Below are 25,597 nucleotides of genomic sequence, written 5' to 3' on the forward strand. Positions count from 1 at the left end.
TGTAAATTTGTGTAGAATTTAGACTTTTATTTTAGAATATGAAAATCAAATTATTAGCACTTGTATCGCTTATTATTATTAGTGTTTCTTGTCAAAAAGATGATGATAATGACAACAATAATTATATCCCTAATATTGCTTTTGACACTCAAAACTCTATAGATACATCTTTACCTCAATACAACGATTTACAGTTTGCTGGAAACCACTTGGTTTTAAACGCTTTTGGTTATAATGCTATTGTTATTTATAATGTTGGTAATGGCAATTATGTTTCTTTTGAATTAACAGATCCAAACCATGCGCCTTCTGATTGTTCTAGATTAAGTGTTGAAGGTATTACCGCAACCTGTAATTGTGATGATGGAAACAGTTATAATATAGTTACCGGAGCGCCTTTTGATGGCACTAATGGCAATTTTAGTTTAAAACCTTATTTTGTTGAAGTAAATGGTAGTGTAATACGCGTTTACAACAATTAAAAAAAACTTATTGAAAAATAAAAAAGCACCTTAAAAAAAGGTGCTTTTTTTTGTAATTAATTACTAATTAAAATTTTAAAGTCATTCCTAACAAAAAGTTTATTGTTGCTTGTGGATAGTATCCTGCATAATCTAAAGTTGTTGTTTGACCAGGTACTGACCAAGTATCATCATATGTACCATAAAATCCATTTGAAACATACTTTTTATTAAACACATTATTTACTAAACCAGAAAATACGATAGACTTAAATAGTTTATTTGGTTTAATTTGATAATTAACGTTTAAATCATTTACAAAATAGCTATCTAACTTAGAGTTTTCACTATCAATATTACCCATATATTGTTCTCCTACATATTTACTTAAAAATGAAATTTGTAAATTTTTAGTAGGCATAAAATTAATAGCGTTTCCAATAACTAACTCTGGAGAAAACGAGATATTTGTATCGCCAAGGTTTACAAATTCTCCATCTAATGATGTTGTAAAATCTTGATTTTTATTTTGGCTTACTGCTACGTTTAAAGACGTACTAAACTTACTATTAAAAGCAATATTAGCATCAACTTCTAAACCTAATCTATAACTTTCTCCACTAGTAGCTCTTATAGGACTACCAACATCATCTAATTCGCCAGTTAGCACTAACTGGTTTTGATAAAACATGTAGTATAAGTTAGTATTTACATTAACTTTATTATTTGCATAACGCCAACCTAATTCTATATCATTTAAAGTCTCATTTTCTGTTACACCAGCTTTAAAGTCGTCACGGTTTGGCTCGCGATTAGCTCTTGCATAAGATACGTAGTAACTATTTTTTTCTGAAGATTTATAAGTTAATCCTAATTTAGGATTGAAAAAACTAAAATCTGCATTGGTAACAAATTCATTTAAATCTGAATTTATACCATTGGTTTTATAGCTTACAAAGCGTCCTTGTAAATCTACAAATCCTGTAAATTTTGGTGCTAGTTTAAATGTAGCTTTAGAGAATACACTAAAGTCGTTTTTTGTAGCATCACCATCATAGTAACGATCTCTAATTTGTGTGTTTGGTGCTAAATCGCTTCCCCAAATTACTTCACCAAAATGGTCATTTGTAAAACTGCTATACGAGATACCAGAGATAACCTCTAAAGCTTCTTTTTTGTAAACTACATTGGCATTAAGTACATAAAAATCGCTATCTAACCAACGACGTACAATAACATCTGAGTCGTCTTCTATTAAATTAGAAAAATCTGCTGCAGCTTCTTCTTCTTTATATTGCTCAAAGTATCCTTTCCCTTTAGTATAGTTTAATCCTAGGTTTGTTGACCAATTATTATTGTAGCGTTGGTTCCAGTGTAATTGATAATGATCTTGCCAGTAATTATCTGTTTCGTTATCATAAGTATATGGATTTTGACGACGATCTTCTTCTAACTCTTCTTTAGTTAAACCATACCATGCTTGATAAGTTCTTTCTACATTACCAAAAGTTAAGGCTTTAATTAACGTATTTTCATCTTTATAAATTCCTTGTAAAAAGTAAGATTTTAAATCGGTAAAAGCTCTATCTATATATCCATCTGAATCTATTTTTGATAACCTTCCTGAGAATTCAAAATGATCATTTAGTAATCCTGTACTTAATTTTACTGTATGTTTTCTTGTATTGAAACTACCAAAACTGTTTGAAATTTCGGCAGAAGCTTCTTCAGAAAACACATCGGTTAACAAGTTTAGACTTGCTCCAAACGCTCCAGAACCATTGGTAGATGTACCAACACCACGTTGTAACTGAATGCTTTCTGTTGATGATGCTATATCACCTAAATTAACCCAAAAAGTACCTTGGCTTTCTGGATCATTATAAGGTATACCGTTTATAGTTACATTAACTCGAGTGGCATCGGTACCACGTACTCTAATGCCTGTATAACCAATACCTGCACCAGCATCACTTGTGGTAACTACAGACGGTAAATAGTTTAGTAAAATTGGCACATCTTGACCAAGATTACGTTTTTCAATTTCTGCTTTAGATACATTACTGTGCGTGATTGGCGAGTCTGCATCTACACGTACTGCTTTTACTAAAACTTCGTCTAATTGTTGGGTTTTTGTTGTGTCTTGTTGCTTTTCTTGTTGCGCATTAACACTGACTGATAACACTAAAAGTGTTAAAAAAAGAAATAAATTTTTCATTACGATTATGAAATTTATAATCGAATAAAAAGAGGTAATTATTCTTTACTATTAATAATTATTTTTTTGAATTTATTTTGAAGATTGCCAACTTGTTTTACAAACATTTTAGCAATGACCTTATAAATTCTTTGTCCCTAAACAGCATTACCTGTTCTAGGTTCGTTGGGTATGATCTCAGCCTGTATGATTTAAGTTTGACTAGTATATCTTAAATCAAAAAAGCACCCCTTTTTTGAGAACGGCGCAAAGATAAATAGGTTTTTTGAAATAAAAATAAGAATTCTAACTTTTATAAAATTAATTTAAAAATAGCCGAAAATAAAATTGTTTTTTTTTAAAATAATACCAAACTAATCAATGTTAGGTTTACGTCTATTTACTTTCTTTTCGGATTGTATTTTTTTGTTTTTTAGTCGCTTTTTAATAACTGACTTTGGCACTTTTGTAGGTTTTCTTTCTGCTTTAACCTCTAGTGCTGCTTCTAAGATCGAAAATGCTCTACTTATTGCAATTCGTTTATTTTTAAGTTGGCTTCGTGTTTCTCCACATTGCAGAATTAACACTTGATCTTTTGTTAACCTATTATAAAGCTTTTCTATTATTATTGCTTTTTGGTGTTGATTTAATACTAAAGATTCTGAAACGGAAAAACTTAATTCGATTTTTGTAGCAACTTTATTTACATGTTGCCCACCACTACCTGAGCTACGAATGGCTTTAAAGTTAAATTCTTTTTCTAATTCTTGATAAGGCAACATTAGTCTACTTGATGAGATGATTTAAGCAAATCGTTTACCGTTTTTACTGGATTAAATGTTGCTAATGGTACTTCTACAAAAATAGTATTCCAGTTAGACATACTTCCATTCCATAATCCTGGCAATTCTAATGCTTTTATACTTTTACCGTTAACGGTTTTTTCTGTTATAAAAGCTGCTTTTGGATCTAAAAATTTTTGTAAATCATACACTTCACCTTTATAATTTTTAATACTACAAACTATATCTACAGGATTAAAATGAGTTGCTTTTTTAAGTATTTTTTTTTGTGACTTTGCTTTGGTGTCTATTTGAGCTGTTTCGACAATTTGAAGCGAAATATTAGCAGCTTCATCTTTTACCCAAAATGGTCCTCCACCAGGTTCTCCTTCATTTTTTACCATACCGCAAATTCTAATTGGACGGTTTAGTTTTTTCTGTAAATATTCTACTTGATATTTTTTAGCGTATTTTTCAAATTCTTGAGAAATTACTACGTTAAGTTTATTTTGTAAGAACGTTGCAATCTCTATTAACTCTTCTTCGGTTAGATCTTTTTCGTCTAATGCTTTGGCATAATCAAACGCTTTACTTTTTACATCTAACAACAATCCTGCAAGGACTTTTTTATGTTTCCAAACTTGTTCTTTGCTTTTAGGAACCACAACATTATCAATATTTTTTATAAAAATAACATCTGCATTTAAATCGTTTAAGTTGTTTATCAAAGCTCCGTGACCAGATGGTCTAAAGTATAACTCTTTAGATTTTGTTCTTACAATTTCGTCCTTACTATTTACTGCAATAGTATCTGTTGATTGCTTTTGATAAGAAAATGAAATATCAAATTTGGTTTCTGTATTTTGTTCTACTTTATCCTTAATCTTTTCAAACTCTGCTTCAAAAAGTTCTAGATGCTTGTCTGAAATTGTTAAATGTACTTTTGCTTTTTTATTAGAAGAAGCATATAACGCTGCTTCGTATAAATGTTCTTCAAAAGCAGTTGCAATATGATCTTTGTATTTATGAAATGGTAATAATCCTTTTGGGTAAAAGCTATAATTAAGCTGATTTTCTTGTAATAAAGCTTTTACAAACTCGATACGTTGTTCTTCTAGAGTTAATTTTGAATAATGCGGTTTTGTATTTTTTAAATATTGAATAACATCGTTGTAAAACGGTAATTTTTCTAGACCTATAAAAAATAACGAAATATCTAATGCTTTTTTACGGTTAATGTATGCATTAATACTCTCGTCATTAGATTGGTATGATTGTAAAAATTGAAATAAGAATTTAAACATGCGTGTTGCTGCGCCAGACGCAGGAACAAACTTAATTACATCGATATTATCTTTAGAAGCATCATATAATGAGATTAATTGTTCTTTTTCTGTATCGTTTAAGTTTAAAATACCATCTCCTACAGTTGCTGCACGTTTTAAATTTATATAAGGTAAACCTGTTTTAAAAGTTTCTAATTGTTGCTTTAGCTTTTTTACAGTAATTCCTTTTTTATCTAATAACTCTTGGTCTTTAGGGCTTAACTTCATTTTTCTTTGCTAATAATTGATTAATGTGCTTGGTGGCTAATGCTAAACGTGTTTGCTTATCGCCTTTTAATAAAACATATGGTTTGTTATATTTTATTAAAGCTGCTTCAAACGCTTCAAACATTTCTTGTCTTTCTTCTGGTTTATCTCTTAAATCATCTGCTTCCCAAGGTGTATCAATATACGTTAAAAAGTATAAATCGTAGGTGTTTTTTAAGGCATATTTTTCTAATAATGGATCACATGTACCTGAATAATATTCTTCTGAATACACTTTAGTTTCTAATAAATCGGTATCACAAATTAAAACTGAATCTGTTTTTTGGGCTAATGTATTCTCTAGTTTCATTTGACCAACAGCTATTGGAATCAGGTCTTTAGGCTCGCAAGTTTTACGCTCGTTATTCCATTTATTTTGAAGATATTCGCGTGCATATTCTGGTACCCAAACAGAATTATAATATCGCGCTAATTGTCTAGAAAGTGTCGTTTTACCACTACTTTCTGGTCCAAAAAGCACAACTTTTATACAATTGCTTGGTTGTTGTTTAAGAGCTTTTTCCATGCTAAATATCCATAAATTGCTATTACCGTAAATCCTAAATACTGCAAACTGGTAAATGTAAATCCTTTATAGAAATATAAAGGTACAGAAATGATATCTCCTATAATCCAAAAAATCCAATTTTCAATCTTTCGTTTTGCCATTAACCACATTCCAACAAAGAAGATTGCAGTAGTTAGTGCATCTACATAAGCAACCCAATTTGTCCATTTATCAAAGGTTTTATAAACAGTAAAAACAAAAATTAAAGTTGCAATGAATATAACAATACTAGCTTGTTTTTCTTTAATGGTTGTTGTAGAAATTGGTGTTACATGAGTTTGATCTACCTTTTTTGTCCAAAAATACCAACCATAAACACTCATTATAAAATAATAAGCGTTTATCATCATATCGCCTAAAAGCTCCCATTTAAGTAATAGATACACAAAAATTAGTGTGCTAATCATACCTGTTGGAAATACAAAAATTTTGTTTTGTTTAGAATACCAGACAGATAAAAACCCAAAGATTACTGCAATAATTTCTAAAACAACATCTACGGTATTATAAGTTGCATATTGACCAAAAAAGAAATCAAAAATGTGGTTCATAATCGCTTCTATTTGTTTTTACAACCTTCATGGTTAGGACACTGATATCTGCATTTTCAAAAGACGTTTTGATAGCTTGATTTAAAAAAGGCATTAGCGTATCAAAATCCCCAAATATTTGTGTGCTTAAAGGGTTTTCAAGTACTTTAAATTCAGAATTTCTTAGTGTTTTTATAAAGTCTATAATGTGTGCCTCATAATCGTTTTGCAACGGTGACAAGGTTAAATCTACTGATATTTGCATATTATTGTTTTAATTGTTCAAAAAACTGCTGGTCTTCTTCAAAAGCAGTACCAATAACTACCAAATCTGCACCTGCAATAAAAGCGTTTTCTATTTGGGTTTTTGTTCTAATACCGCCACCAACAATTAACGGAATATCTATTTTATTTTTAACTGAAGAAATTACCTCAGCTGGTACTTCATAAGTTGCGCCGCTACCAGCTTCTAAATAAATCAACTTTTTACCAAGTAATTCTCCTGCTTTTGCTGTGTTTGTTATAGCAACTACATCTGTTCTATCTAAAGGTAACGTATTTGTAACGCGTTGTACTGCTGTAGTTTTACCAGATTCTATTAAAATATATCCTGTTGAAATAACTTCTAATTTTGTTTTTTCTAATAAAGGTACAGCTTGTACTTGCTTATCTATTAAATAGTCTGGATTACGACCAGAAAGTAAAGACAGAAATAAAATAGCATCTGCATCTTTTGAAATCTGAGTCACATCACCAGGAAATAAAACTATTGGTAAATCGGTAAGCATTTTAATAACCTCAACTAATTGTTGGGTTACGTTTTGCCCGACTTCACTACCGCCAATAAAAACATGAGTTATCACAGATTTATTGACTTTATCTATAAATTGCAATGCATTTTTAAGCTGAAACTTGTCCGGATCTATTAAGACTGCTAATAGTTTATTCCCATCGTTTTTAGCTTGTAATATATGGTTGTAAATATTCATTATTCAATAACGTAAGCACAGGTAAATCCTTCAAATTCTAAGAAGTGTGAGTTATATCTTTTTTTAAGTCCATTATAATCAATCCAACACACCGTTTCTTCATCTTTAATAGAAAAAGGTATAACTAAAAAGTGTTCTCTAAACAACATTCCTGGTGTTGCAAATAATTTATACAAAGACTCTTTTATACCCCAAATTACGGTTAGTTTATTAATATAATCTTTTGCTTCAGTATCTAAATACTCAAACTCATATTCGATAAATTTCTTTGCTATTTTGGCTATTTTTTCACGTTGCATTTCTATATCAATACCAACTTCATTATCACTAATAATAACTCCAGAAAATGTAAAACTATGGGTTATAGAAATATGCTTTCCGTCTTTTAAATGAGGTTTACCGTTTTCATCATAAAACAAATCTTGATCGTTATAACCAAACTCTCGCAACAAGTGTCTAACACTTAAAAAACCACGTTGATGTAACTCACTTTTCATACCTAAAACTCTGGTTAAACTTTCTGGTTTTAAGTCTAAAGGCGATAGTAAATCATCGTAAGATTCTTCAATTTTCCAAATTTTAACAGTAGTTTGGCTATTAGGAGTAATGGATTTGTAAAGAGGCATTTAATATTCTAAATGTTATTAGTTATCTTTGCAACGCCTAAGGCGATTTTGGCATTTTATATAGCGAATTTAGTTATTTTAAAACACTAAAACCAAAGTTTAGCCCTTTAATAAACATAGAAAAAATTTAGAAATGAGTACAAAAACAGTCCCATACGTTCCTAATAAGGTAAAAGATATGTCTCTAGCAGATTGGGGGAGAAAAGAAATTGAATTAGCCGAAGCAGAAATGCCAGGTTTAATGAGTTTACGTGAAGAGTATAAAAATGAGCAGCCGTTAAAAGGCGCACGTATTGCTGGTTGTTTACATATGACCATTCAAACTGCTGTTTTAATCGAAACGTTACAGGCTTTAGGTGCAGAGGTTACTTGGAGTAGCTGTAACATTTTCTCTACACAAGATCAAGCTGCTGCTGCTATTGCTGCTGCAGGAACTGCTGTTTATGCATGGAAAGATATGACTGAAGAAGAGTTTGACTGGTGTATCGAGCAAACCTTATTTTTTGGAGAAGATCGTAAGCCTTTAAACATGATTCTTGATGATGGTGGTGATTTAACTAATATGGTTTTAGATAAATACCCAGAATTAGCTTCTGGTATTAAAGGTTTATCTGAAGAAACTACGACTGGTGTACACCGTTTGTACGAGCGTGTTAAAAACGGAACATTACCAATGCCTGCTATTAACGTAAACGATTCTGTAACAAAATCTAAATTTGATAACAAATACGGTTGTCGTGAAAGTGCTGTAGATGCAATACGTCGTGCAACAGACGTGATGTTAGCTGGTAAGCGCGTTGTTGTTTGTGGTTACGGAGATGTTGGTAAAGGTACTGCAGCGTCTTTTAAAGGTGCAGGAAGTATCGTAACAGTTACTGAGATTGACCCAATTTGTGCGTTACAAGCTGCAATGGACGGTTTTGAAGTTAAAAAATTAGAAACTGTAGTTGGTAATGCAGATATCGTAATTACTACAACTGGTAACAAAGACATTGTACGTGCAGAGCACTTTAAAGCAATGAAAGATAAAACCATAGTATGTAACATTGGGCATTTTGATAACGAAATACAAATGGCTTGGTTAAACGAAAACTACGGTAATACTAAAAATACTATCAAGCCTCAAGTAGATAAATACACTATTGATGGTAATGATATTATCGTTTTAGCAGAAGGACGTTTAGTAAACTTAGGTTGTGCAACTGGTCATCCAAGTTTTGTAATGAGTAACTCTTTTACTAACCAAACTTTAGCGCAAATCGAGCTTTGGAATAATTCTGATAAGTATGAAAACGAAGTATATATGCTACCAAAACATTTAGATGAAAAAGTAGCTAAATTACACTTAGAAAAAATTGGTGTTGAACTTACCGAGCTTAAGCAAGATCAAGCAGAATATATTGGTGTAACAGTTGAAGGTCCATTTAAACCTGAACATTATAGATACTAAAATTTCTGCAACAGCAGAAATTTTATAAATCCCAAGAAGAAATGTTTGGGATTTTTTTATTGTACATTTTAAAAATCAAAAACCCTTTCTAAAACTAGAAAGGGTTTTTAAATATTTTGGGCTAAAAATTCTTAAGCCTGAAAAGGCTCTATAGAAACATAAGATTTGTTATCTTTTTTCTTTGTGAATTTTACAACACCATCTACTTGAGCGTGTAACGTATGGTCTTTACCTTGGTATACGTTTTCACCTGGATGATGTGTGTTACCTCTTTGTCTTACAATGATATTTCCTGCAACAGCTGCTTGACCACCAAAAATCTTAACACCTAATCGTTTCGATTCTGATTCTCTACCGTTTTTAGAACTACCAACTCCTTTTTTATGAGCCATAATTTTAAGGTTTTAAAGTTTCTGCTTTACGCAGTAACGTTGTGTTATACTTAAGTGTTGTAGATTATTTTTCTACTCCACCGTCTAATTTGTCTTGTAACTCTTTTAATTCATCCCACTTACCATCAGCAGCTAATTGAGCTTGTTGTGGCCAAGTGTCTGGTACGTGATTACCACGAACACCTTCGATGATTTCAGAAATTTTTGCTGGTTTAGCTTTAGCTAAATCTGCATAAGTAGCAATACCTGCTTCTACTAAAGTTTCTGCAATTTTAGGTCCGATACCTTCAATTTTCTTTAAATCATCTGCTTTGCCAGAAGCTTTTTTTGCAGTTGCTTTAGGCGCTTCTGCTTTAGCTTCTTTTTTAGGAGCAGCTTTTTCAGCTTTTTTTGCCGGCTTAGCTCCAGATGCTACTATGTTTTCAATTACGATTTCAGTTAAGGCTTGTCTATGACCATTTTTTACACGGTAACCTTTACGTCTTTTCTTTTTGAAAACAATAACTTTATCACCTTTAAGGTGCTTTAAGACTTTTGCACTTACTTGTGCTCCATCTATAGCTGGGGCGCCTACTGTTACATTGCTACCGTCTGCTAATAAAAGTACGTTGTCAAAATCAACTTGCTTACCTTCTTCTACTGCTAAACGATTAACAAAAACTTTTTGGTCTTTTTCAACTTTAAATTGATGCCCTGCTATCTCTACAATTGCGTACATAGCGTAACGTTTTTATTAATTTAATTATTACTATTTGCTTCTGTTTTCTCAGAAAGCGGATGCAAATATACTTCTAATTAATTAATCTACAAACGTTTTAGGCATTTTGAAGCATATTTCTGCTCTTTTTTAGCATTTGCATGCAAGTTAAGGTTAAAACAACTGTTGTGGCAAATCCCATAATTGCAACTACAAAAGCCACTAATCCTATGTGTACGTTGTAATCTTGTTTAAACACAGTAAGTAGCTGACTTAAAAAATCAGGGTTAATTTCGGTAGCATATAACGTAAAAAATATTGTAAAAACAATAGCAGCTAAGAACCCAGCTACTAACCCTGATGTAAACCCATTAGAATAAGTAAAGTCTTCATCTTGTTTTAGTTTTTGATGCTTAATAACTTCGTAAATACCAAATCCAGTTATAAAGCCATTAAACAAACTAAAAAAAGGATTTGTGTGTAAATTAAATAATGCTAAAATTAAAAAATAAGCAATAAGGACTGCACTTATGGCAAACCCATATTTAATAGGTAATGAGATATTTTTCATAGTTTTTTATTTTATTGGTTAAATAGTCCATTTAATTTCGTGAAAAAAAAACTGTTTTTTTATAATTTGATGTTAATTTTTCTGATTTAAAGGATGTTAAGCCATTTGTATTGTTATTTTTGTTAAAAAGTGTAACAAATCTTTAAGATTTGATACTAATACCAAAAAATAGACAATTAAATATCTTAAACATGAAAAAAAGTTTATTCTCATTAGCAGCTTTAGTGTTGGCTGGTTTTACCGCTAATGCTCAAGAAGTTAAGTATGAAGAGTATGATTTAGATAACGGCATGCACGTTATTTTACATCAAGACAATTCTGCACCTGTTGTTACTACTTCTGTAATGTATCACGTTGGTGCTAAAGACGAAAACCCAGAACGCACAGGATTTGCTCACTTTTTTGAGCATCTTTTATTTGAAGGTACAGAAAACATTCCTCGTGGAGATTGGTTTAAAATAGTATCATCAAATGGTGGTAGCAACAACGCTAATACTACAGATGATAGAACGTACTACTACGAAGTTTTTCCTTCTAACCAAGTTGAATTAGGTTTATGGATGGAATCTGAGCGTTTAATGCATCCTGTAATTAACCAAATTGGTGTAGATACACAGAATGAAGTTGTAAAAGAAGAAAAACGTTTACGTGTAGATAACTCTCCTTATGGTAAGTTTTTTGAAAACGTAAAAAAACACATGTTTAAAAAACATCCTTACCGTTGGACTACAATTGGTGAGATGGAACATTTAGATGCAGCAACTTTAGAAGAGTTTCAAGCATTTAACAAAAAATTCTATGTGCCTAACAACGCTGTTTTAGTTGTAGCTGGTGATATAGATGTACCTCAGGTTAAAAAAATGATTAACGATTATTTTGGACCAATTCCAAGAGGTGAAGAAATTACAAGAAACTTCCCAAAAGAAGACCCTATAACAGAACAAATAAATGCTAAAGCTTACGACGCTAACATCCAAATACCTGCTGTTGTAGCTGCTTATCGTACGCCATCTATGAAAGATAGAGACGCTTACGTTTTAGATATGTTATCTACTTACTTAAGTAGCGGAAAATCTTCTGTACTTTACAAAAAGTTAGTTGACGAAAAGAAAATGGCTTTACAAGTTGGTGCTTTTAACAACAGCCAAGAAGACTACGGTACTTATATCCTTTTTGGTCTTCCTTTAGGAGATGTAAAACTTTCTGATTTAATTAAAGAAATTGATGAAGAGATTGTTAAAGTTCAAAACGAATTAATATCAGAAAGAGATTATCAAAAACTTCAAAATCAATTTGAAAATCAATTTGTAAACTCTAACTCTAGCATCTCAGGTATTGCTAACTCTTTAGCTAGATACTATATGCTTTATGGTGATACAGATTTAATCAATTCAGAAATTGAAATCTACAGATCTATCACAAGAGAAGAAATGCAAGAAGTAGCAAGAAAATACTTAAACCCTAATCAACGTCTAGTATTAGAGTATTTACCAGAGGAAAAAGATAACAAATAAGAAATGAAGATTAGCTTCGGCAATTTTTCAATTTAAAATATAAAACATAATGAAAACAAAAATAACAGCCTTATTAGCCGTATTGTTCTTATCAATTTCTGCAACAGCTCAAATTGATAGATCTGTACAACCTAAACCAGGTCCTGCTCCAACCATTACTCTAGAAGTACCAGGAGAATTTCAACTTAAAAATGGACTTAAAGTTTTAGTTGTAGAAAATCACAAATTACCACGCGTATCTTACTCTTTAACAATTGACAACAATCCAATTGTAGAAGGAGACAAAGCTGGAGTATCTAGTATGCTTGGAGCTATGTTAGGTAATGGAACTACTAACATAGCTAAAGACGAATTTAATGATGAAATTGACTTTTTAGGAGCAAGATTAAGTTTTGGATCTAGTAGCGCATACGCTTCTGGTTTATCTAAATATTCTGAGCGTATTATGGAGTTAATGGCAGATGCAGCAATTAACCCATTATTTACACAAGAAGAGTTTGACAAAGAAAAAACTAAAGTTTTAGAAGGACTTAAAAACTCAGAAAAAAGCGTATCTGCTGTAGCTAGTAGAGTTGGATCTGCACTTGCTTACGGTAAAAAACATCCTTACGGTGAATTTATTACAGAAGAAACTGTAAATAATATTACGTTAGATAATGTTAGAGCTTTCTACCAAAAATACTTTAACCCAAACAATGCTTACCTTGTAATTGTTGGAGATGTAGATTTTAAAACCGTTGAAAAAAACGTAAAGAAATATTTTAAAAATTGGGAAAAAGGTATAGATGTTACAACTAATGTAATTAAACCAAATCCTAATGTACCTGCTACGCAAATCAATTTTGTTGATATGCCTAACGCAGTTCAATCTAACATTGCTTTAACTAACAATGTAGACTTAAAAATGAATGATAACGATTATCTAGCTGCTAAAGTTGCTAACTACATCCTTGGTGGTGGTGGTGAAGGTTATTTATTCTTAAACCTTCGTGAAGATAAAGGTTACACATATGGATCTTATTCTAGTATAGGAGCAAACAAATATGGTGCATCAAGATTTGAAGCTACTGCAGAAGTAAGAAATATGGTTACAGATAGCTCTGTAGTAGAAATGCTTAAAGAGGTAAACCGTATTAAAAACGAAACGATTACTGAAGAAGCTTTAAAAAATGCAAAAGCTAAGTATGTAGGTAGTTTTATTATGTCTTTAGAACAACCTCAAACTATTGCAAGAAATGCTTTAAACATTAAATTAAACAATCTTCCTGCAGATTACTACAAGACTTATTTATCAAGAATTAATGCACTTACAGTTCAAGACATTAAAGATGCAGCTAATAAATATTTTAAGCCTGAAAACGCAAGAGTTATTATAGTTGGTAAAGGAAGCGAAGTAATTCCTAACTTAGAAAAAACAGGATTACCAATCAAATATTTTGACAAGTTTGCAAATCCTGTAGAAAAGCCAGTATTCTCTAAACCAATACCAGAAGGTGTTACAGCTAAAACAGTAGTTGACAATTATTTAACAGCTGTTGGTGGAATAGACAAAATCAAAGCTGTAAAAACAGTACACATGAGTGGAGATGTAAAAATTGAAGGTGTGCCAATTCCTTTAACTGCAGAAGTAAAATACATGATGCCTAACAAAGAATCTTTAGAAATGAACGCTGAAGGTATGGGTACTTTAATGAAGCAAAAGTGGAATGGTACAACTGGATACATGGAGCAACAAGGAATGAAAAGAGATATGACAGAAGATCAAATTGCAGAGAAAAAAGCAAGCCCAGCATTATTTCCAGAAACTGATTTGGACATGAACAATGTAAGCTTAGAAAGTATTGTTTCTATTAATGGAGAGGATAATTACAAAGTAAAAGTAGTTAATGGAGATAATGAAATTTTCCGTTATTACAATACGTCTACTAACTTATTAACTCAAGTAGAAAGCACTACCGAAGCACAAGGTCAAGAAATTAAAACAGTTGTATCATACAACAACTATTCTCCTGTTAACGGAGTACAGTTACCGTATGGTCAAACAATTGTTTCTGGACCTCAAACTATATCTATGAATTTTAAAGCAATTAAAGTTAACGAAGGTGTTACAGACGCAGACTTTGAATAATTAATTGTTTATGATATTTATTAAAAATCCGAAGTTTAATTACTTCGGATTTTTTTTTGCTTTCTATTTGCTAAAAACACACCAAATAATATTATCAAACTACCCAAACCTTGGGTCCAACTAAAAGTTTCATTATCTAATAATCCCCAAATTAATGCTACAATTGGCATTATATAAGTTACAGAAGATGCAAACACAGGTGTTGACATCTGCACTAACTTATTAAATAAAACTTTGGCTAAAGCGGTACCAAAAAAAGATAAAACAACTACAAAACCAATAGAACTTACAAATTCTGATTGGTCTAAGTTTTCAACATTAAAAAAGTCAGTCAAAATCAACACCAATAATGCAGGAATAAAAATTATAACATAATTACCTGCTGCAATACTTAATGGTTTAACATGTTGCAAATAAGTTTTTATAACATTTACATTAATTGCATACATAATTGTAGATGCAATAACAAAACCTGCATACCAATAATTTTGATTTGGATTTAGATCTGCCCCTTCAAGTATCAAAATAGAAGTCCCTACAAAACCAATTACAATCCCAATAACTTGCCTAGTACTTGTTGCTATTTTAAAAACAGCAGCACCTAACAAAACCGTATTTAAAGGCACTAAACTATTTAAAATAGAAGCCACAGCACTATCAATTTCAGTTTCTGCTATAGCAAAGAAAAACGCAGGAAAAAATGAACCTACAAAACCCGAAAGCGCTATCCATTTCCAGTCTTCTTTTTTGATAAGCTTCAATTTATTATAACCAACAATAAACAAAAATACACCGGTAATAATCGTGCGTAAAGCTCCTAATTGATAAGCATTTAATCCTATCAATGCCTTTTTTATCAGGATAAAAGATGTACCCCAAATTAAAGACAACATTAATAGGTAAACCCATTTTAAATAATCATTATTTTGCATAGTCAATTTTTACACTACAAAAATGGAATAATACATACAATAATTAACAATATTTCTTAGTTTTGTAATCTATTCAGTAATAATTAAATACTATATAAAATGAAATTATTTAAAAATATATTAGCTTTAGCTATTGTCACTCTTTTTGCGTTTAGTTGTAAAAATGAAGCTAAGCCAGAAGTAGTAACTTCTCCAAACTCTGAAATTACAACTAATAATGAAGTAGCTAAATTAGATCCAAACGCTAATTATGCTAAAGCAGAATTCACTATCGAAGGAATGACTTGTGCAATGGGTTGCGCAAAAACTATCGAGAAGAAAATGGCTAAAATGGAAGGTGTAAAATCTGCAACAGTAGATTTTGACAAAAAATTAGCAATGGTAGAATATGATGATGCTAAAGTAACACCAGAAAGTTTAGAAAACACAGTTACAAGTGTTGCAGACCAATACAGTGTAAAAGACATGAAAACTGTAGAAAGTTTTACTAAAGACAAAAAAGAATGTTCTGCAAAATGTAAAGAAAAATGTGCAAACAAAACAGATGCAGAAAAAATGGCTTGCAAAGAAACGTGCAAAAAAACTTGTGCAGAAAAAGCTAAAAAAGCCTAAGACATTTAAAAATTAATAATAAAAAGCCTCGATTAGTCGAGGCTTTTTTATGCTTATAAAATCATTAAATATTCATATTTTGGATAAAATTTATTAAAGATGAAAAATAAAATTCTCTTATTCATTACAATTTTGTGCGCTTATTTTATAAAAGCTCAAACATTACCTCAAACCATTAGCGATACAACTTTTACAATTGGTAAAACAGTAAAAATTAAGTCTAAAATATTAAACGAAAACAGAGAATTAAATATCTATTTACCTGCATCTTACAATCTAGACAGTATAAAGACCTATCCTGTAATCTATTTATTAGACGGTTCTAAAGACGAAGATTTTATACATATTTCAGGAATTGTACAGTTTGGTTCGTTTTCTTGGATTAATATGTTGCCAGAGTCTATTGTTGTAGGAATTGCTAATGTAGACAGAAAAAGAGACTTTACATATCCATCTAAAAATGAACTTGACCAAAAAGAATTTCCTTCATCTGGAAAATCTGAAAAATTTATAAGTTTTATTGAATCAGAACTTCAGCCTTACATTAACTCTAAATTTAAAACTAGTAAAGAAAAAACAATTATTGGTCAATCTTTAGGCGGCTTATTAGCAACAGAAATATTATTAAAAAAACCAAACCTTTTTGACAATTATATTATTGTTAGTCCTAGTTTGTGGTGGGATGATGAAAATTTATTAAACTTCAAACCTATTAATTATAACAATAATAAATCTATTTACATAGCAGTTGGTAAAGAAGGTCAAGTTATGGAACGTACAGCCAAAGAACTTTACGAAAAACTAAACTCTAATAAAAAACAAAACACAAGGTTGTTTTTTAACTTTTTAGAAAATAAAACTCACGGAGATGCTTTACATATTGCGGTTTATGATGCTTTTGAGAAAATTTATAGTTCTAAAAAATAATTACTTCCATTCTACAGTTTCCATTATATGCTTAATGTCTTTTTGTAAATAGTTTGCTGCAGGTAATATAGAATCGTAATTAGGTTTTGCGTAAAAATATAAAGAACCTGTTAAAAAGTGCTTTGTACTATCTGTGACATAAAATTGTGATTGGCTTGCGGCATTACCACCAACTTCGTAAAACATTCCGTAAACCTTTCGTTCTTTATTATCATAAACTTGCTCTACAATTTCATCAGCTTTGCGTGTGTGTTCTTGTGTAAAGTTTTGTGCGTCTTTTAAAAACTTAGTTAATTCTTCTTCGTCGTGTATGGTTTTATAAGTAAGATAAATTGTTCCTTTTAATTTTTCATACTCTAAGTTTAACCCAAAACTACTAGGATCATTAGGAATGGTTTTTATTTTAACCGTATCACTAAGTGTATTTCTTTCAAAAGAAAACGGTAATTGTTTTTTATAACTTTTATAAGTTGTTTCTGGATACTCTAACCTTAAATATCCTTTTGGTTTTGGTACAGGATCTTCTGCGCAACTGGTTAATAAGAATAAACCTAAAAGTAAATATGTTAGTTTTTGTATCATCAATTTTACATTTTGGTTAGGGTAAAGTTACCTTAACACGCTTAATTCTTTTTTTATCTAAAGACTCTATAGTAAAAACGTAATTTTCAAATTTTATTTTACTGTTTCGCTTAGGAAAACCTCCAGAGTTTTCTAAAATAAATCCAGCTAAAGTTTCGGCTTCACCTTTATTGTCTTCAAAAACGGTATCGTCTTCAAGTTTTATAATTTTATAAAAGTCTTTTAATGCTGTTTTTCCTTCAAAAACATAATTTTTATCATCTAGCTTAGAAAAGATTAGGTCTTCATCATCAAACTCGTCACTTATATCACCAACAATTTCTTCTATAATATCTTCTAAAGAAACCAAGCCTGAAGTTCCGCCATATTCGTCAACTACAACAGCAAGGTGTACTTTTTTCTCTTGAAACTCTGACATTAAATCATCCAATTTTTTGTTTTCTGGTACAAAAAATGGATCACGTAAAAGTGATGTCCAATCAAATTCTTTTTCATTTAAATAAGGCAACAAGTCTTTTACGTACAAAATACCTTTTATGTTATCCATATTATCTTGGTAAACTGGTATTCTGGAATAACCGTTGGCTACAATTTCTTCTACAATTTCAGCATAAGTTTGATCTATACTTAATGCAAACACATCAATACGTGGTTGCATAACTTGTTTGGTATCTGTATTACCAAAACTAACAATTCCTTGTAGTATTTTTTGCTCTTCTTTGGTAGTATCATGCTCGCTTGTTAGCTCTAATGCTTGAGATAATTGATCTACACTAAGGTTTGATTTTTGTTTTCCTAATCGGCTATGTATTGTTAGCGTTATAGCACGCATTGGTAGACTTAACGGAGAAAACACTACATCTAAAACACGTAAAGGATATGCCATAAAAGTGGCAAATTTTAAATTATTACGGCTAGCATATATTTTTGGCAAAATTTCTCCAAAAAGCAAAATTAAAAAAGTAACAACTACTACATCAACTATAAATTTTATTAAAGTAGATGTAATACTTTTAAACATAAACTCACTTAAAAAAGCAAACAGAATTACTATACCAATATTTATAAAATTATTTGCCACCAATATGGTTGCCAGTAGTTTTTTTGGTCGTTCTAAAAGCTTGGTAATTATTTTTATTTGGTTTTTTGCAGCTAATTCTTCGTCTTCTAAGTCTGTTCTTGACAGAGAAAATAAAGCAACTTCTGCTCCAGAAATTAATGCAGAACCTATTAAAAGAACTATTAAAAGTGCAAATCCTAGTACTATATTTATATTGGTACTAGTTAAAAGTAAGATAAAACACGAGGGTTCAGGATCCATATAATATTACTTAAAAAGGAAGATCGTCATTATCGTCTTCTACTGTTTGTGTATTTGGTGTTTCAGGTTTTGGTGCTTGTTGTTGCATCGGTTTTGCTTGTGCATTACCTTGCATAGCTTCAGATTCGTTTTTATTACTTAAAAAGGTAAAATCTGTCACTTGTATTTCTGTACTATAACGGTCGTTACCAGAATCGTCTTGCCACTTTCTAGTTTTTATTCGACCTTCAACATATATTTTATCTCCTTTTGACAAGTATTTTTCGCAGATTTCTGCACCTTTATTACGTACAACTATATTATGCCATTCTGTATTACTAATACGCTCGTTAGTTTGCTTATTGGTATAAGTTTCGTTAGTTGCCAAAGGAAAACGTCCTACACAACCACCACCTTCAAAATAGTGCATTTTTACTTCGTCTCCTAAATGCCCAATTAGCATTACTTTATTTAGTGTTCCTGACATAATTATTTAATATTAAGGACGCAAAATTACAGAATTGCGTCTGTATGTTATTAAAATTAATAATTTTTTTTGAAGTGAATGAATTATAAATTTTAAAAATTAAATTTATCAATAAAGTTACCTATTAGAATAGGTACAGGAAAGTCTTCTATATTAGAAATATCAATACCTTTTTTAATACTTTTATCTACACTAACTATCCAAAATTTTGTGTACAAATGTTGATGCGATAATTTATGTATTATATCTGTATCATTATATAAATGAACATCAAAATTCATATCCTCTAAAACATCTAAATTTTCAATCATAGACTTTATATTATTATAAGTTGAAGGTTTTTCAGTTTCAATTAAAGGAAATTGATATAAGTTTTGCCAAATCCCGCTTCCAACACGTTGTTCTAAAATTGTTTTTTCGTTTTTAGAAATAATAACTATAAAATTAAAGTACTTTTTAGTAACCTTAGTTTTTTTAAGCTTAACAGGTAATACATCAATTTTATTTCCTTTTAATGCTAAGCAACCTGTTTTAAAAGGACAAACACTACAATCTGGATTTTTAGGTTTACATTGTCTTGCGCCAAACTCCATTATAGCTTGATTAAAAATAGCAGGTTGTTGTTTATCTATTAATTGTTGTGCTAACGCTTTAAACTCTTTTTGTCCTGGTGTAGAGTTTATTGGTGTTTCGATTCCAAAAATTCTGGACAATGCTCTATAAACATTACCATCTACCACTGCTGTAACCTCATTAAAACAAATAGACGCAATTGCGCTAGCGGTATAATCTCCAACACCTTTTAGCTTTAAAATATCTTTATATGTATCAGGAAAAACACCATCAAGCTCTTTTACTATATATTTTGCAGACCAATGTAAATTTCGTGCGCGTGAGTAATAACCCAATCCTTGCCATAATTTTAAAACGTCTTCTTCATTAGCTTTTGCAAGATCATAAACTGTCGGAAATTGACTTGTAAAAGCATGGTAATAAGGTGTACCTTGAACAACTTGTGTTTGCTGTAAGATAATTTCAGAAAGCCAGATATAGTAAGGATTAGTCGTACTGCGCCAAGGTAAATCGCGCTTGTTTACTGTATACCAATTAATTAACTTTGTTGAAAAATTCATAGGGCTAAAAACTACAAGAATTGCAAAAGTAAAGTTTATAGCATTAAAATTTAATGAATTAGGTTTGAAATATTGAATATTAAATGCCTATATTTGCCAACCCTTAAAAAAATTATAATAACTCAAATAATAAAAGAAAATGACTAAGGCTGATTTAGTAGCAAAAATTTCTGAGAAATTAGGAATTGAAAAAGGAGATGTTCAAGCGACTGTTGAAACTTTTATGGAAGAAGTAAAAACATCTTTAGAGAGTGGAGATAACGTGTACTTAAGAGGTTTCGGTAGCTTCATTATCAAAACTAGAGCTGAAAAAACTGGAAGAAATATTTCTAAAAACACAACAATAAAGATTCCAGCTCACAATATTCCAGCATTTAAGCCAGCAAAAGTATTTGTAGAAGGCGTTAAAACAAATGTTGACGTAAAGTAAAAATTTAAACGAATTATTAATTTAAAAACATTAACCTATGCCAAGTGGTAAGAAACGTAAAAGACACAAGGTTGCTACGCATAAGCGTAAAAAACGTAGACGCGCTAACCGTCACAAAAAGAAAAAATAATTCCAAAAAGTAGTTTTTTAACTACTTTTTTGGTTTTTTAAAATTTCGTTCTTTGAAAATAGAGTTTAAAAAAATTACGTTTTAACCTTGCGTAAAAATAAACTCAGCCGGATTAAAAATCCTGTGAAAATTGTATAATCCATCTATACTTAATCGTATGGATAAAAATTAACCTAAATGGATAAAGAATTAATTATTAGGTCTAGTCCAGAAGCTGTTGATTTTGCCTTATTAAAAGATGGAAAACTAATTGAATTACATAAAGATGAAGATGGTAACAAGTTTGCTGTTGGCGATGTGTTTATCGCCAAAATAAGAAAAGCTGTACCAGGTCTTAATGCTGCATTTGTTAATGTAGGATATGAAAAAGATGCCTTTTTGCATTATCATGATTTAGGACCAAAAATTTCTTCACTTTTAAAATTCACAAAACGTGTAAGCACAGGTAAATTAAAAGACTTTTCTTTAAAAGATTACCCATTTGAAAAAGACATTGATAAAGACGGTAAAATAAACAACGTCTTAAAATCAAATCAGTCTATTTTAGTACAAATCGTAAAAGAACCAATATCTACAAAAGGTCCAAGAATAAGCTCAGAGCTTTCTATTGCCGGTAGATATATTGTTTTAGTCCCTTTTTCTGATCGTATATCTATTTCTCAAAAAATAGAAAATAGAGAAGAAAAAGACCGTTTAAAACGATTGGTAAAAAGTATAACTCCACCAGGTTTTGGCGTTATTGTACGAACAGTAGCTGAAGGCAAAAAAGTAGCCGAGCTAGACAAAGATTTACAACATTTGCTAAGTCGTTGGACAGCAATGTGTAAAAAGCTACACAAAGCTCATCATCCTACCAAAGTATTAGGAGAATTAAATAAAGCCTCTTCAATTTTAAGAGACATATTTAACGACACTTTTACAGGTATACATGTAGATGATGAAGAGCTTTATTTTCAAATAAAAGATTATTTGCAAGAAATTGCACCAAATAAAGAATCAATTGTCAAACTCTATCAATCTAAAGTTCCCATTTTTGAGAAATTTGGGATAGAACGACAAATAAAAACTTCTTTTGGAAAAACAGTATCTATGGCTAAAGGTGCCTACCTTGTTATAGAACACACTGAAGCACTTCATGTAATAGATGTTAACAGCGGTAATAGATCTAACAAATCAAACTCACAAGAAGATACTGCGCTAGAAGTAAATCTTATCTCTGCAACAGAAGTTGCAAGACAGTTAAGGTTACGTGATATGGGCGGTATTATTGTAGTAGACTTTATAGATTTAAACTCTGCCGAAAACAGAAAAAAACTTTACAATCACTTACGTGAAGAAATGAAAGATGATAGAGCCAAACATAAAATATTACCTCCTAGTAAGTTTGGATTGATTCAAATAACACGTCAAAGAGTACGACCAGAAATGAACATTAAAACCAGAGAAGTTAACCCTAATGGTGATAATGGAGAAGAGGTCGAAGCACCGATAGTATTGGTACAAAAAATAACTCATGACTTAGAACAACTATTTAAAAAAGACTATAAAAAGGTGACCTTAAACACACATCCTTTTATAGCAGCCTTTTTAACAAAAGGTTTTCCATCTGTACGTTCAAAATGGTTTTTTGAACACAAAAAATGGGTAAAAATACAACCTAGAGATGCTTACACATATTTAGAATATCATTTTTACGATAAAAATGGTGATTTAATAAAATAACCCAAAGCCTTGCTAATTAATTAGTGAGGCTTTTTTTATTGTAAAGATTTGGGCGTTTTAACAGGCTGTTCGTTATATCTTTTTTTGCCTTATATTGAAGAAAAAAAAGGATGCCACTACCATCCCTAACGCAAAAAAGCGGTAATTTGATTGGTTCAAATTACCGCTTTTTTAGTATTAATAAAGCTGATTATTTCAGCATAAAATTTAGATTACTGCTTCACAATTAAGAACTGACTTCTTCTGTTAAGTTGGTGTTGTTCTTTGCTACAAGGGTTACAATCTACAGCAGGCTCAGTTTCACCTTTACCAGATGCAGATATTCTGCTAGCATCAATACCTTTAGAGATAATGTACTGTCTTGTAGTTTGTGCACGTCTTTCTGATAAACCTTGGTTGTAGCTATCAGAACCTCTAAAGTCTGTGTGAGACGTCGCTTCTATAACCATATCTGGGTATTTATTCATCACTTGTACTAAGTTGTCTAATTCAAACGCTGCTTTTGCAGTAATGTTTGATTTGTCAAACTCAAAGTAAATTGGATTTAACACTACTTCTACAGGTGTTACAATCTCTTCTATTGGTGTTAATGCTACGCTTACTGCTACTTCTTCTTCGTTAGTACCATCTACACTTACTTTGTTACTTTCGTAACCTTCCATAGTAACTTGTAATTCTGTATCTGTTTCACATTCTACAATATATTCTACAACACCTTCTGCATTAGTGGTTTTTGTAGCTAAAATGTTTCCGTTAGCATCGGCTAAGCTTGTTGTTGCTCCTGCTAATACGTTTCCGGTTTTCTCATCTACTACAGTTCCTGTGATTAATACATCACATAATGGTTGTAACTTTTTAATAGCATAAATGTCATCACTTCCTTTTCCACCTTCACGGTTAGACGATACAAATCCTTCTCCTGTCTCTTCATTCATTCTAAAAGCAAAGTCATCACCATTACTATTTATTGGTGTTCCTGCATTACGTATAGGCGCCATTTTACCGTCTATTTCTTTAGTGTGGAATACATCCATACCTCCAAGTCCTAAATGACCTGTAGAAGAGAAGTAAAGTGTATTATCACTACTAATGTATGGGAACATTTCTTGTCCTTCGGTATTTACCTTTTGACCTAAGTTTTCTGGTGTACCTACATTTCCGTTTGCATCTAATGTTGCTTTGTAAATATCAAACTTACCATATCCTCCTGGCATATCACTTGCAAAGTAAATCATGCTTCCGTCTGCGCTTACACTTGGGTTTTTAATCGAGTAGTTTGGACTATTGATTGATAAGGCTTCTACCTCGCTAAAACCATCACTGTCTTTTGTAGCTTTAAACAGATGTAATACACTATACTTTGTGTTAGATAAACTGTCTTTTTCATAGATGTTTTCAAAGAAACTTTCTCTTGAAAAATACATGGTTTTTCCGTCTGGTGTAAAGCTTACAATACCTTCGTGGTATTTAGTGTTAATATCTCCGTCTAAAAGCTCTTCTCCTTGGTAAGTCCCATCTTCTGCTACAGTATATTCGTAGATATCTAAAAATGGTTCTTCGTTCCATCCGTATTTTTTACGGTTATCATTTCTAGAACTAGTAATGTATAGTTTACCATCTTCAAGCGTACCTCCAAAATCTGATGTAGCTGTGTTGATGTCTAAGTTTTGTACGTTAAAGGTTTTTCCTTTATCTAAGATTTTTGATAAATAATCTGGGTTAGACTTGTACATCATTGCTCTGTCATCTGATGGCTTCATTGCAGCAAACTTATCCATTTGCGTATTTGATGCTTCATACTTTCCGTTTGCTTTTAGCATTTCTGAATACTTGTAGATCATCTCTGCATCGTTTGCTCCTGCTTCAAATGCTTTAGCATACCACTTTTCGGCTGCTTCGGTACTATAGATATTGTAGTTGGCTTCTGCTAATTGTGAGTAGACATAAGCATCGGCTTCTCCTTTTTCTACTAATTTATTGTAGGCCTCTATAGCATCTACAAATTGGTACTTAGCAAAAAGTTTATCGGCTTTTTTTGTAGCACTGTTTTGAGCAGTTAGACTAAAACTGCTTATTAAGGCACAAACTATAAATAATTGTATATGTTTCATTGTTCTTGGTTAGCTTATCTGATTAGAAATAACGTGGTGATCTTGATACTTTTCTTGGTAGATTGATATCAAAGTTGATAAATATCTCATGGGATGAGTTAGTTACAACATCTAATTGTGAGTTAACACTGTCATATGCATAACCGATTCTTAAGTTTGGTGCTACTAAAAAGTTAACCATACCACTAAACGAATCGTCTAAACGGTAACCTGCGCCTACCTCTACAAAATCATACATAAATAGGTTTAGGTTTACATCGTAAGTCACTGGTGAGCTAAATGCTAGCTTTGTCATTACATGTGGCTTTAACTTAAAGTTTTCTGATAAGTCAAATACATATCCTGCTGCTACAAATGCGTGTTGGGTCTCTGACCCTATTTTAAATCCATTAGCATCTAAGTGTACAGATTCTAAAATATTTGGCATCGATGCAGAAATGTAATACTTGTTTGGCTTATAAAAATATAAGCCTGCTCCTATATTTGGTGTGACTTCATTGATGTTTTCTGAATAGAAAGGATCGTTTGGATCTAATACTTCTACTGAGGTTAATCCAATGTCATGAAAAGTAGCTCCTGCTTTTAATCCAAACGCTAATTTTGTTCCTGTCCCTACCGGTAAGGTATATGAGAAATCTACATACGCATTAGTCTCGTTTACTGGTCCTACTTCATCACTTATTAAGGATAAACCTAAACCTACACGCTTACCTACTGGCGAGTGTATGGTTAAG

26 protein-coding genes are annotated in these 25,597 nt (G+C 31.3%); 8 read left to right on the forward strand and 18 right to left on the reverse strand.

From position 1 onward, the window contains the following. The first annotated feature begins 38 nt into the window (after positions 1-38). The gene (locus WA340_RS15105) at positions 39-482 is read left to right on the forward strand and encodes a hypothetical protein (protein WP_336129679.1); all 444 of its coding nucleotides are present in this window, start codon (positions 39-41) and stop codon (positions 480-482) included. Positions 483-549: 67 nt separating this feature from the next. Here the strand turns inward: WA340_RS15105 and WA340_RS15110 are convergent, their stop codons facing one another. From WA340_RS15110 to WA340_RS15145, 8 genes are all read right to left on the reverse strand, one after another. Next, positions 550-2,679, reverse strand: a complete 2,130-nt coding sequence (locus WA340_RS15110) for a TonB-dependent receptor (RefSeq protein WP_336129680.1) — start codon at positions 2,677-2,679, stop codon at positions 550-552. A gap of 353 nt (positions 2,680-3,032) precedes the next feature. Next, entirely contained in the window at positions 3,033-3,440 is a 408-nt protein-coding gene (arfB, locus tag WA340_RS15115) for an alternative ribosome rescue aminoacyl-tRNA hydrolase ArfB (protein WP_304140771.1), read from the reverse strand. After that, the gene (locus WA340_RS15120; RefSeq protein ID WP_304140773.1) at positions 3,440-4,993 is read right to left on the reverse strand and encodes a DUF4301 family protein; all 1,554 of its coding nucleotides are present in this window, start codon (positions 4,991-4,993) and stop codon (positions 3,440-3,442) included. The genes arfB and WA340_RS15120 overlap by 1 nt, the downstream gene beginning before the upstream one ends. Then, positions 4,977-5,558, reverse strand: a complete 582-nt coding sequence (locus WA340_RS15125; protein WP_304140775.1) for an ATP-binding protein — start codon at positions 5,556-5,558, stop codon at positions 4,977-4,979. Before WA340_RS15125 ends, WA340_RS15120 begins: the two co-directional genes overlap by 17 nt. Continuing rightward, a complete protein-coding gene (gene pnuC / locus WA340_RS15130) occupies positions 5,519-6,151 on the reverse strand; it encodes a nicotinamide riboside transporter PnuC (RefSeq protein WP_336129681.1) in 633 nt (210 codons plus the stop codon). Before pnuC ends, WA340_RS15125 begins: the two co-directional genes overlap by 40 nt. Continuing rightward, entirely contained in the window at positions 6,135-6,395 is a 261-nt protein-coding gene (locus WA340_RS15135; protein ID WP_336068517.1) for a thiamine-binding protein, read from the reverse strand. Before WA340_RS15135 ends, pnuC begins: the two co-directional genes overlap by 17 nt. A gap of 1 nt (position 6,396) precedes the next feature. After that, entirely contained in the window at positions 6,397-7,119 is a 723-nt protein-coding gene (locus tag WA340_RS15140) for a geranylgeranylglyceryl/heptaprenylglyceryl phosphate synthase (protein WP_336129682.1), read from the reverse strand. Beyond that, positions 7,119-7,745, reverse strand: coding sequence for a 4'-phosphopantetheinyl transferase family protein (locus tag WA340_RS15145; protein WP_336129683.1), 627 nt, complete (start codon positions 7,743-7,745; stop codon positions 7,119-7,121). The genes WA340_RS15140 and WA340_RS15145 overlap by 1 nt, the downstream gene beginning before the upstream one ends. Positions 7,746-7,878: 133 nt before the next feature. On the opposite strand from WA340_RS15145, the gene ahcY reads away from it, so the two are divergent. Next, positions 7,879-9,195, forward strand: a complete 1,317-nt coding sequence (gene ahcY / locus WA340_RS15150) for an adenosylhomocysteinase (protein WP_336129684.1) — start codon at positions 7,879-7,881, stop codon at positions 9,193-9,195. 131 nt (positions 9,196-9,326) lie between these two features. Here ahcY and rpmA read toward each other — a convergent pair whose 3' ends face one another. The 3 genes from rpmA to WA340_RS15165 form a co-directional block, all read right to left on the reverse strand. After that, entirely contained in the window at positions 9,327-9,587 is a 261-nt protein-coding gene (gene rpmA, locus WA340_RS15155) for a 50S ribosomal protein L27 (protein WP_027880838.1), read from the reverse strand. 64 nt (positions 9,588-9,651) lie between these two features. Further along, complete coding sequence (gene rplU / locus WA340_RS15160) at positions 9,652-10,305, reverse strand: 50S ribosomal protein L21 (protein ID WP_106679702.1); 654 nt, start codon at positions 10,303-10,305, stop codon at positions 9,652-9,654. Positions 10,306-10,402: 97 nt separating this feature from the next. Then, the gene (locus WA340_RS15165) at positions 10,403-10,855 is read right to left on the reverse strand and encodes a DUF4199 domain-containing protein (RefSeq protein WP_336129685.1); all 453 of its coding nucleotides are present in this window, start codon (positions 10,853-10,855) and stop codon (positions 10,403-10,405) included. A gap of 191 nt (positions 10,856-11,046) precedes the next feature. Between WA340_RS15165 and WA340_RS15170 the strand changes: the two genes are divergently transcribed. Together WA340_RS15170 and WA340_RS15175 are read left to right on the forward strand one after the other, a co-directional pair. Further along, the gene (locus WA340_RS15170) at positions 11,047-12,369 is read left to right on the forward strand and encodes a M16 family metallopeptidase (RefSeq protein ID WP_336129686.1); all 1,323 of its coding nucleotides are present in this window, start codon (positions 11,047-11,049) and stop codon (positions 12,367-12,369) included. Positions 12,370-12,418: 49 nt separating this feature from the next. Further along, on the forward strand, positions 12,419-14,497 hold the full coding sequence (locus WA340_RS15175; RefSeq protein WP_336129687.1) for a M16 family metallopeptidase: 2,079 nt from the start codon (positions 12,419-12,421) through the stop codon (positions 14,495-14,497). 35 nt (positions 14,498-14,532) lie between these two features. On the opposite strand, the gene WA340_RS15180 is transcribed toward WA340_RS15175, so the two are convergent. After that, positions 14,533-15,429, reverse strand: a complete 897-nt coding sequence (locus WA340_RS15180; protein WP_336129688.1) for a DMT family transporter — start codon at positions 15,427-15,429, stop codon at positions 14,533-14,535. A gap of 99 nt (positions 15,430-15,528) precedes the next feature. On the opposite strand from WA340_RS15180, the gene WA340_RS15185 reads away from it, so the two are divergent. Together WA340_RS15185 and WA340_RS15190 are read left to right on the forward strand one after the other, a co-directional pair. Further along, on the forward strand, positions 15,529-16,041 hold the full coding sequence (locus WA340_RS15185; protein ID WP_027880832.1) for a heavy-metal-associated domain-containing protein: 513 nt from the start codon (positions 15,529-15,531) through the stop codon (positions 16,039-16,041). Between the two features lie 99 nt (positions 16,042-16,140). Beyond that, on the forward strand, positions 16,141-16,968 hold the full coding sequence (locus WA340_RS15190; RefSeq protein WP_336129689.1) for an alpha/beta hydrolase: 828 nt from the start codon (positions 16,141-16,143) through the stop codon (positions 16,966-16,968). Here the strand turns inward: WA340_RS15190 and gldD are convergent, their stop codons facing one another. The 4 genes from gldD to mutY all read right to left on the reverse strand — a co-directional run bounded on the left by gldD (position 16,969) and on the right by mutY (position 20,470). Further along, positions 16,969-17,550, reverse strand: coding sequence for a gliding motility lipoprotein GldD (gene gldD, locus WA340_RS15195; protein WP_336129690.1), 582 nt, complete (start codon positions 17,548-17,550; stop codon positions 16,969-16,971). Positions 17,551-17,566: 16 nt separating this feature from the next. Next, positions 17,567-18,871 (reverse strand): gliding motility-associated protein GldE, encoded by a 1,305-nt coding sequence (locus tag WA340_RS15200; protein WP_336129691.1) that lies wholly within the window; start codon positions 18,869-18,871, stop codon positions 17,567-17,569. Between the two features lie 10 nt (positions 18,872-18,881). Further along, positions 18,882-19,337, reverse strand: coding sequence for a single-stranded DNA-binding protein (locus WA340_RS15205; protein ID WP_106679689.1), 456 nt, complete (start codon positions 19,335-19,337; stop codon positions 18,882-18,884). Positions 19,338-19,429: 92 nt separating this feature from the next. Beyond that, positions 19,430-20,470 carry an A/G-specific adenine glycosylase gene (gene mutY / locus WA340_RS15210; RefSeq protein ID WP_336129692.1) on the reverse strand — a complete coding sequence of 347 codons (1,041 nt, stop codon included), beginning with the start codon at positions 20,468-20,470 and terminating at the stop codon, positions 19,430-19,432. A 139-nt stretch (positions 20,471-20,609) separates the two neighbouring features. Here mutY and WA340_RS15215 point away from each other — a divergent pair, with 139 nt between their 5' ends. Continuing rightward, the gene (locus WA340_RS15215) at positions 20,610-20,900 is read left to right on the forward strand and encodes an HU family DNA-binding protein (RefSeq protein WP_019386001.1); all 291 of its coding nucleotides are present in this window, start codon (positions 20,610-20,612) and stop codon (positions 20,898-20,900) included. A 307-nt stretch (positions 20,901-21,207) separates the two neighbouring features. Then, positions 21,208-22,752: an Rne/Rng family ribonuclease gene (locus tag WA340_RS15220; RefSeq protein WP_106679685.1), complete on the forward strand. Its 1,545-nt coding sequence runs from the start codon at positions 21,208-21,210 to the stop codon at positions 22,750-22,752. 212 nt (positions 22,753-22,964) lie between these two features. On the opposite strand, the gene WA340_RS15225 is transcribed toward WA340_RS15220, so the two are convergent. Next, positions 22,965-24,863 (reverse strand): OmpA family protein, encoded by a 1,899-nt coding sequence (locus WA340_RS15225; RefSeq protein ID WP_336129693.1) that lies wholly within the window; start codon positions 24,861-24,863, stop codon positions 22,965-22,967. Positions 24,864-24,885: 22 nt separating this feature from the next. Then, positions 24,886-25,597: PorP/SprF family type IX secretion system membrane protein (locus WA340_RS15230; protein WP_336129694.1), on the reverse strand; the 712-nt coding region annotated here is incomplete at its 5' end.

It is taken from the genome of Mesoflavibacter sp. CH_XMU1422-2, assembly GCF_037029245.1.
GTDB lineage: Bacteria > Bacteroidota > Bacteroidia > Flavobacteriales > Flavobacteriaceae > Mesoflavibacter > Mesoflavibacter zeaxanthinifaciens.

Bases quoted from the DNA above. Each gene is read 5' to 3' on its own strand.
- WA340_RS15140 (WP_336129682.1), bottom strand. From the start codon at position 7,119: ATGAATATTTACAACCATATATTACAAGCTAAAAACGATGGGAATAAA.
- WA340_RS15105 (WP_336129679.1), top strand. From the start codon at position 39: ATGAAAATCAAATTATTAGCACTTGTATCGCTTATTATTATTAGTGTT.
- WA340_RS15220 (WP_106679685.1), top strand. From the start codon at position 21,208: ATGGATAAAGAATTAATTATTAGGTCTAGTCCAGAAGCTGTTGATTTT.
- WA340_RS15190 (WP_336129689.1), top strand. From the start codon at position 16,141: ATGAAAAATAAAATTCTCTTATTCATTACAATTTTGTGCGCTTATTTT.
- gldD (WP_336129690.1), bottom strand. From the start codon at position 17,550: ATGATACAAAAACTAACATATTTACTTTTAGGTTTATTCTTATTAACC.
- WA340_RS15125 (WP_304140775.1), bottom strand. From the start codon at position 5,558: ATGGAAAAAGCTCTTAAACAACAACCAAGCAATTGTATAAAAGTTGTG.
- arfB (WP_304140771.1), bottom strand. From the start codon at position 3,440: ATGTTGCCTTATCAAGAATTAGAAAAAGAATTTAACTTTAAAGCCATT.
- WA340_RS15205 (WP_106679689.1), bottom strand. From the start codon at position 19,337: ATGTCAGGAACACTAAATAAAGTAATGCTAATTGGGCATTTAGGAGAC.
- rpmA (WP_027880838.1), bottom strand. From the start codon at position 9,587: ATGGCTCATAAAAAAGGAGTTGGTAGTTCTAAAAACGGTAGAGAATCA.
- WA340_RS15120 (WP_304140773.1), bottom strand. From the start codon at position 4,993: ATGAAGTTAAGCCCTAAAGACCAAGAGTTATTAGATAAAAAAGGAATT.
- WA340_RS15170 (WP_336129686.1), top strand. From the start codon at position 11,047: ATGAAAAAAAGTTTATTCTCATTAGCAGCTTTAGTGTTGGCTGGTTTT.
- WA340_RS15225 (WP_336129693.1), bottom strand. From the start codon at position 24,863: ATGAAACATATACAATTATTTATAGTTTGTGCCTTAATAAGCAGTTTT.
- WA340_RS15135 (WP_336068517.1), bottom strand. From the start codon at position 6,395: ATGCAAATATCAGTAGATTTAACCTTGTCACCGTTGCAAAACGATTAT.
- WA340_RS15200 (WP_336129691.1), bottom strand. From the start codon at position 18,871: ATGGATCCTGAACCCTCGTGTTTTATCTTACTTTTAACTAGTACCAAT.
- WA340_RS15185 (WP_027880832.1), top strand. From the start codon at position 15,529: ATGAAATTATTTAAAAATATATTAGCTTTAGCTATTGTCACTCTTTTT.
- ahcY (WP_336129684.1), top strand. From the start codon at position 7,879: ATGAGTACAAAAACAGTCCCATACGTTCCTAATAAGGTAAAAGATATG.
- WA340_RS15110 (WP_336129680.1), bottom strand. From the start codon at position 2,679: ATGAAAAATTTATTTCTTTTTTTAACACTTTTAGTGTTATCAGTCAGT.
- rplU (WP_106679702.1), bottom strand. From the start codon at position 10,305: ATGTACGCAATTGTAGAGATAGCAGGGCATCAATTTAAAGTTGAAAAA.
- WA340_RS15145 (WP_336129683.1), bottom strand. From the start codon at position 7,745: ATGCCTCTTTACAAATCCATTACTCCTAATAGCCAAACTACTGTTAAA.
- WA340_RS15215 (WP_019386001.1), top strand. From the start codon at position 20,610: ATGACTAAGGCTGATTTAGTAGCAAAAATTTCTGAGAAATTAGGAATT.
- pnuC (WP_336129681.1), bottom strand. From the start codon at position 6,151: ATGAACCACATTTTTGATTTCTTTTTTGGTCAATATGCAACTTATAAT.
- WA340_RS15175 (WP_336129687.1), top strand. From the start codon at position 12,419: ATGAAAACAAAAATAACAGCCTTATTAGCCGTATTGTTCTTATCAATT.
- mutY (WP_336129692.1), bottom strand. From the start codon at position 20,470: ATGAATTTTTCAACAAAGTTAATTAATTGGTATACAGTAAACAAGCGC.
- WA340_RS15180 (WP_336129688.1), bottom strand. From the start codon at position 15,429: ATGCAAAATAATGATTATTTAAAATGGGTTTACCTATTAATGTTGTCT.
- WA340_RS15165 (WP_336129685.1), bottom strand. From the start codon at position 10,855: ATGAAAAATATCTCATTACCTATTAAATATGGGTTTGCCATAAGTGCA.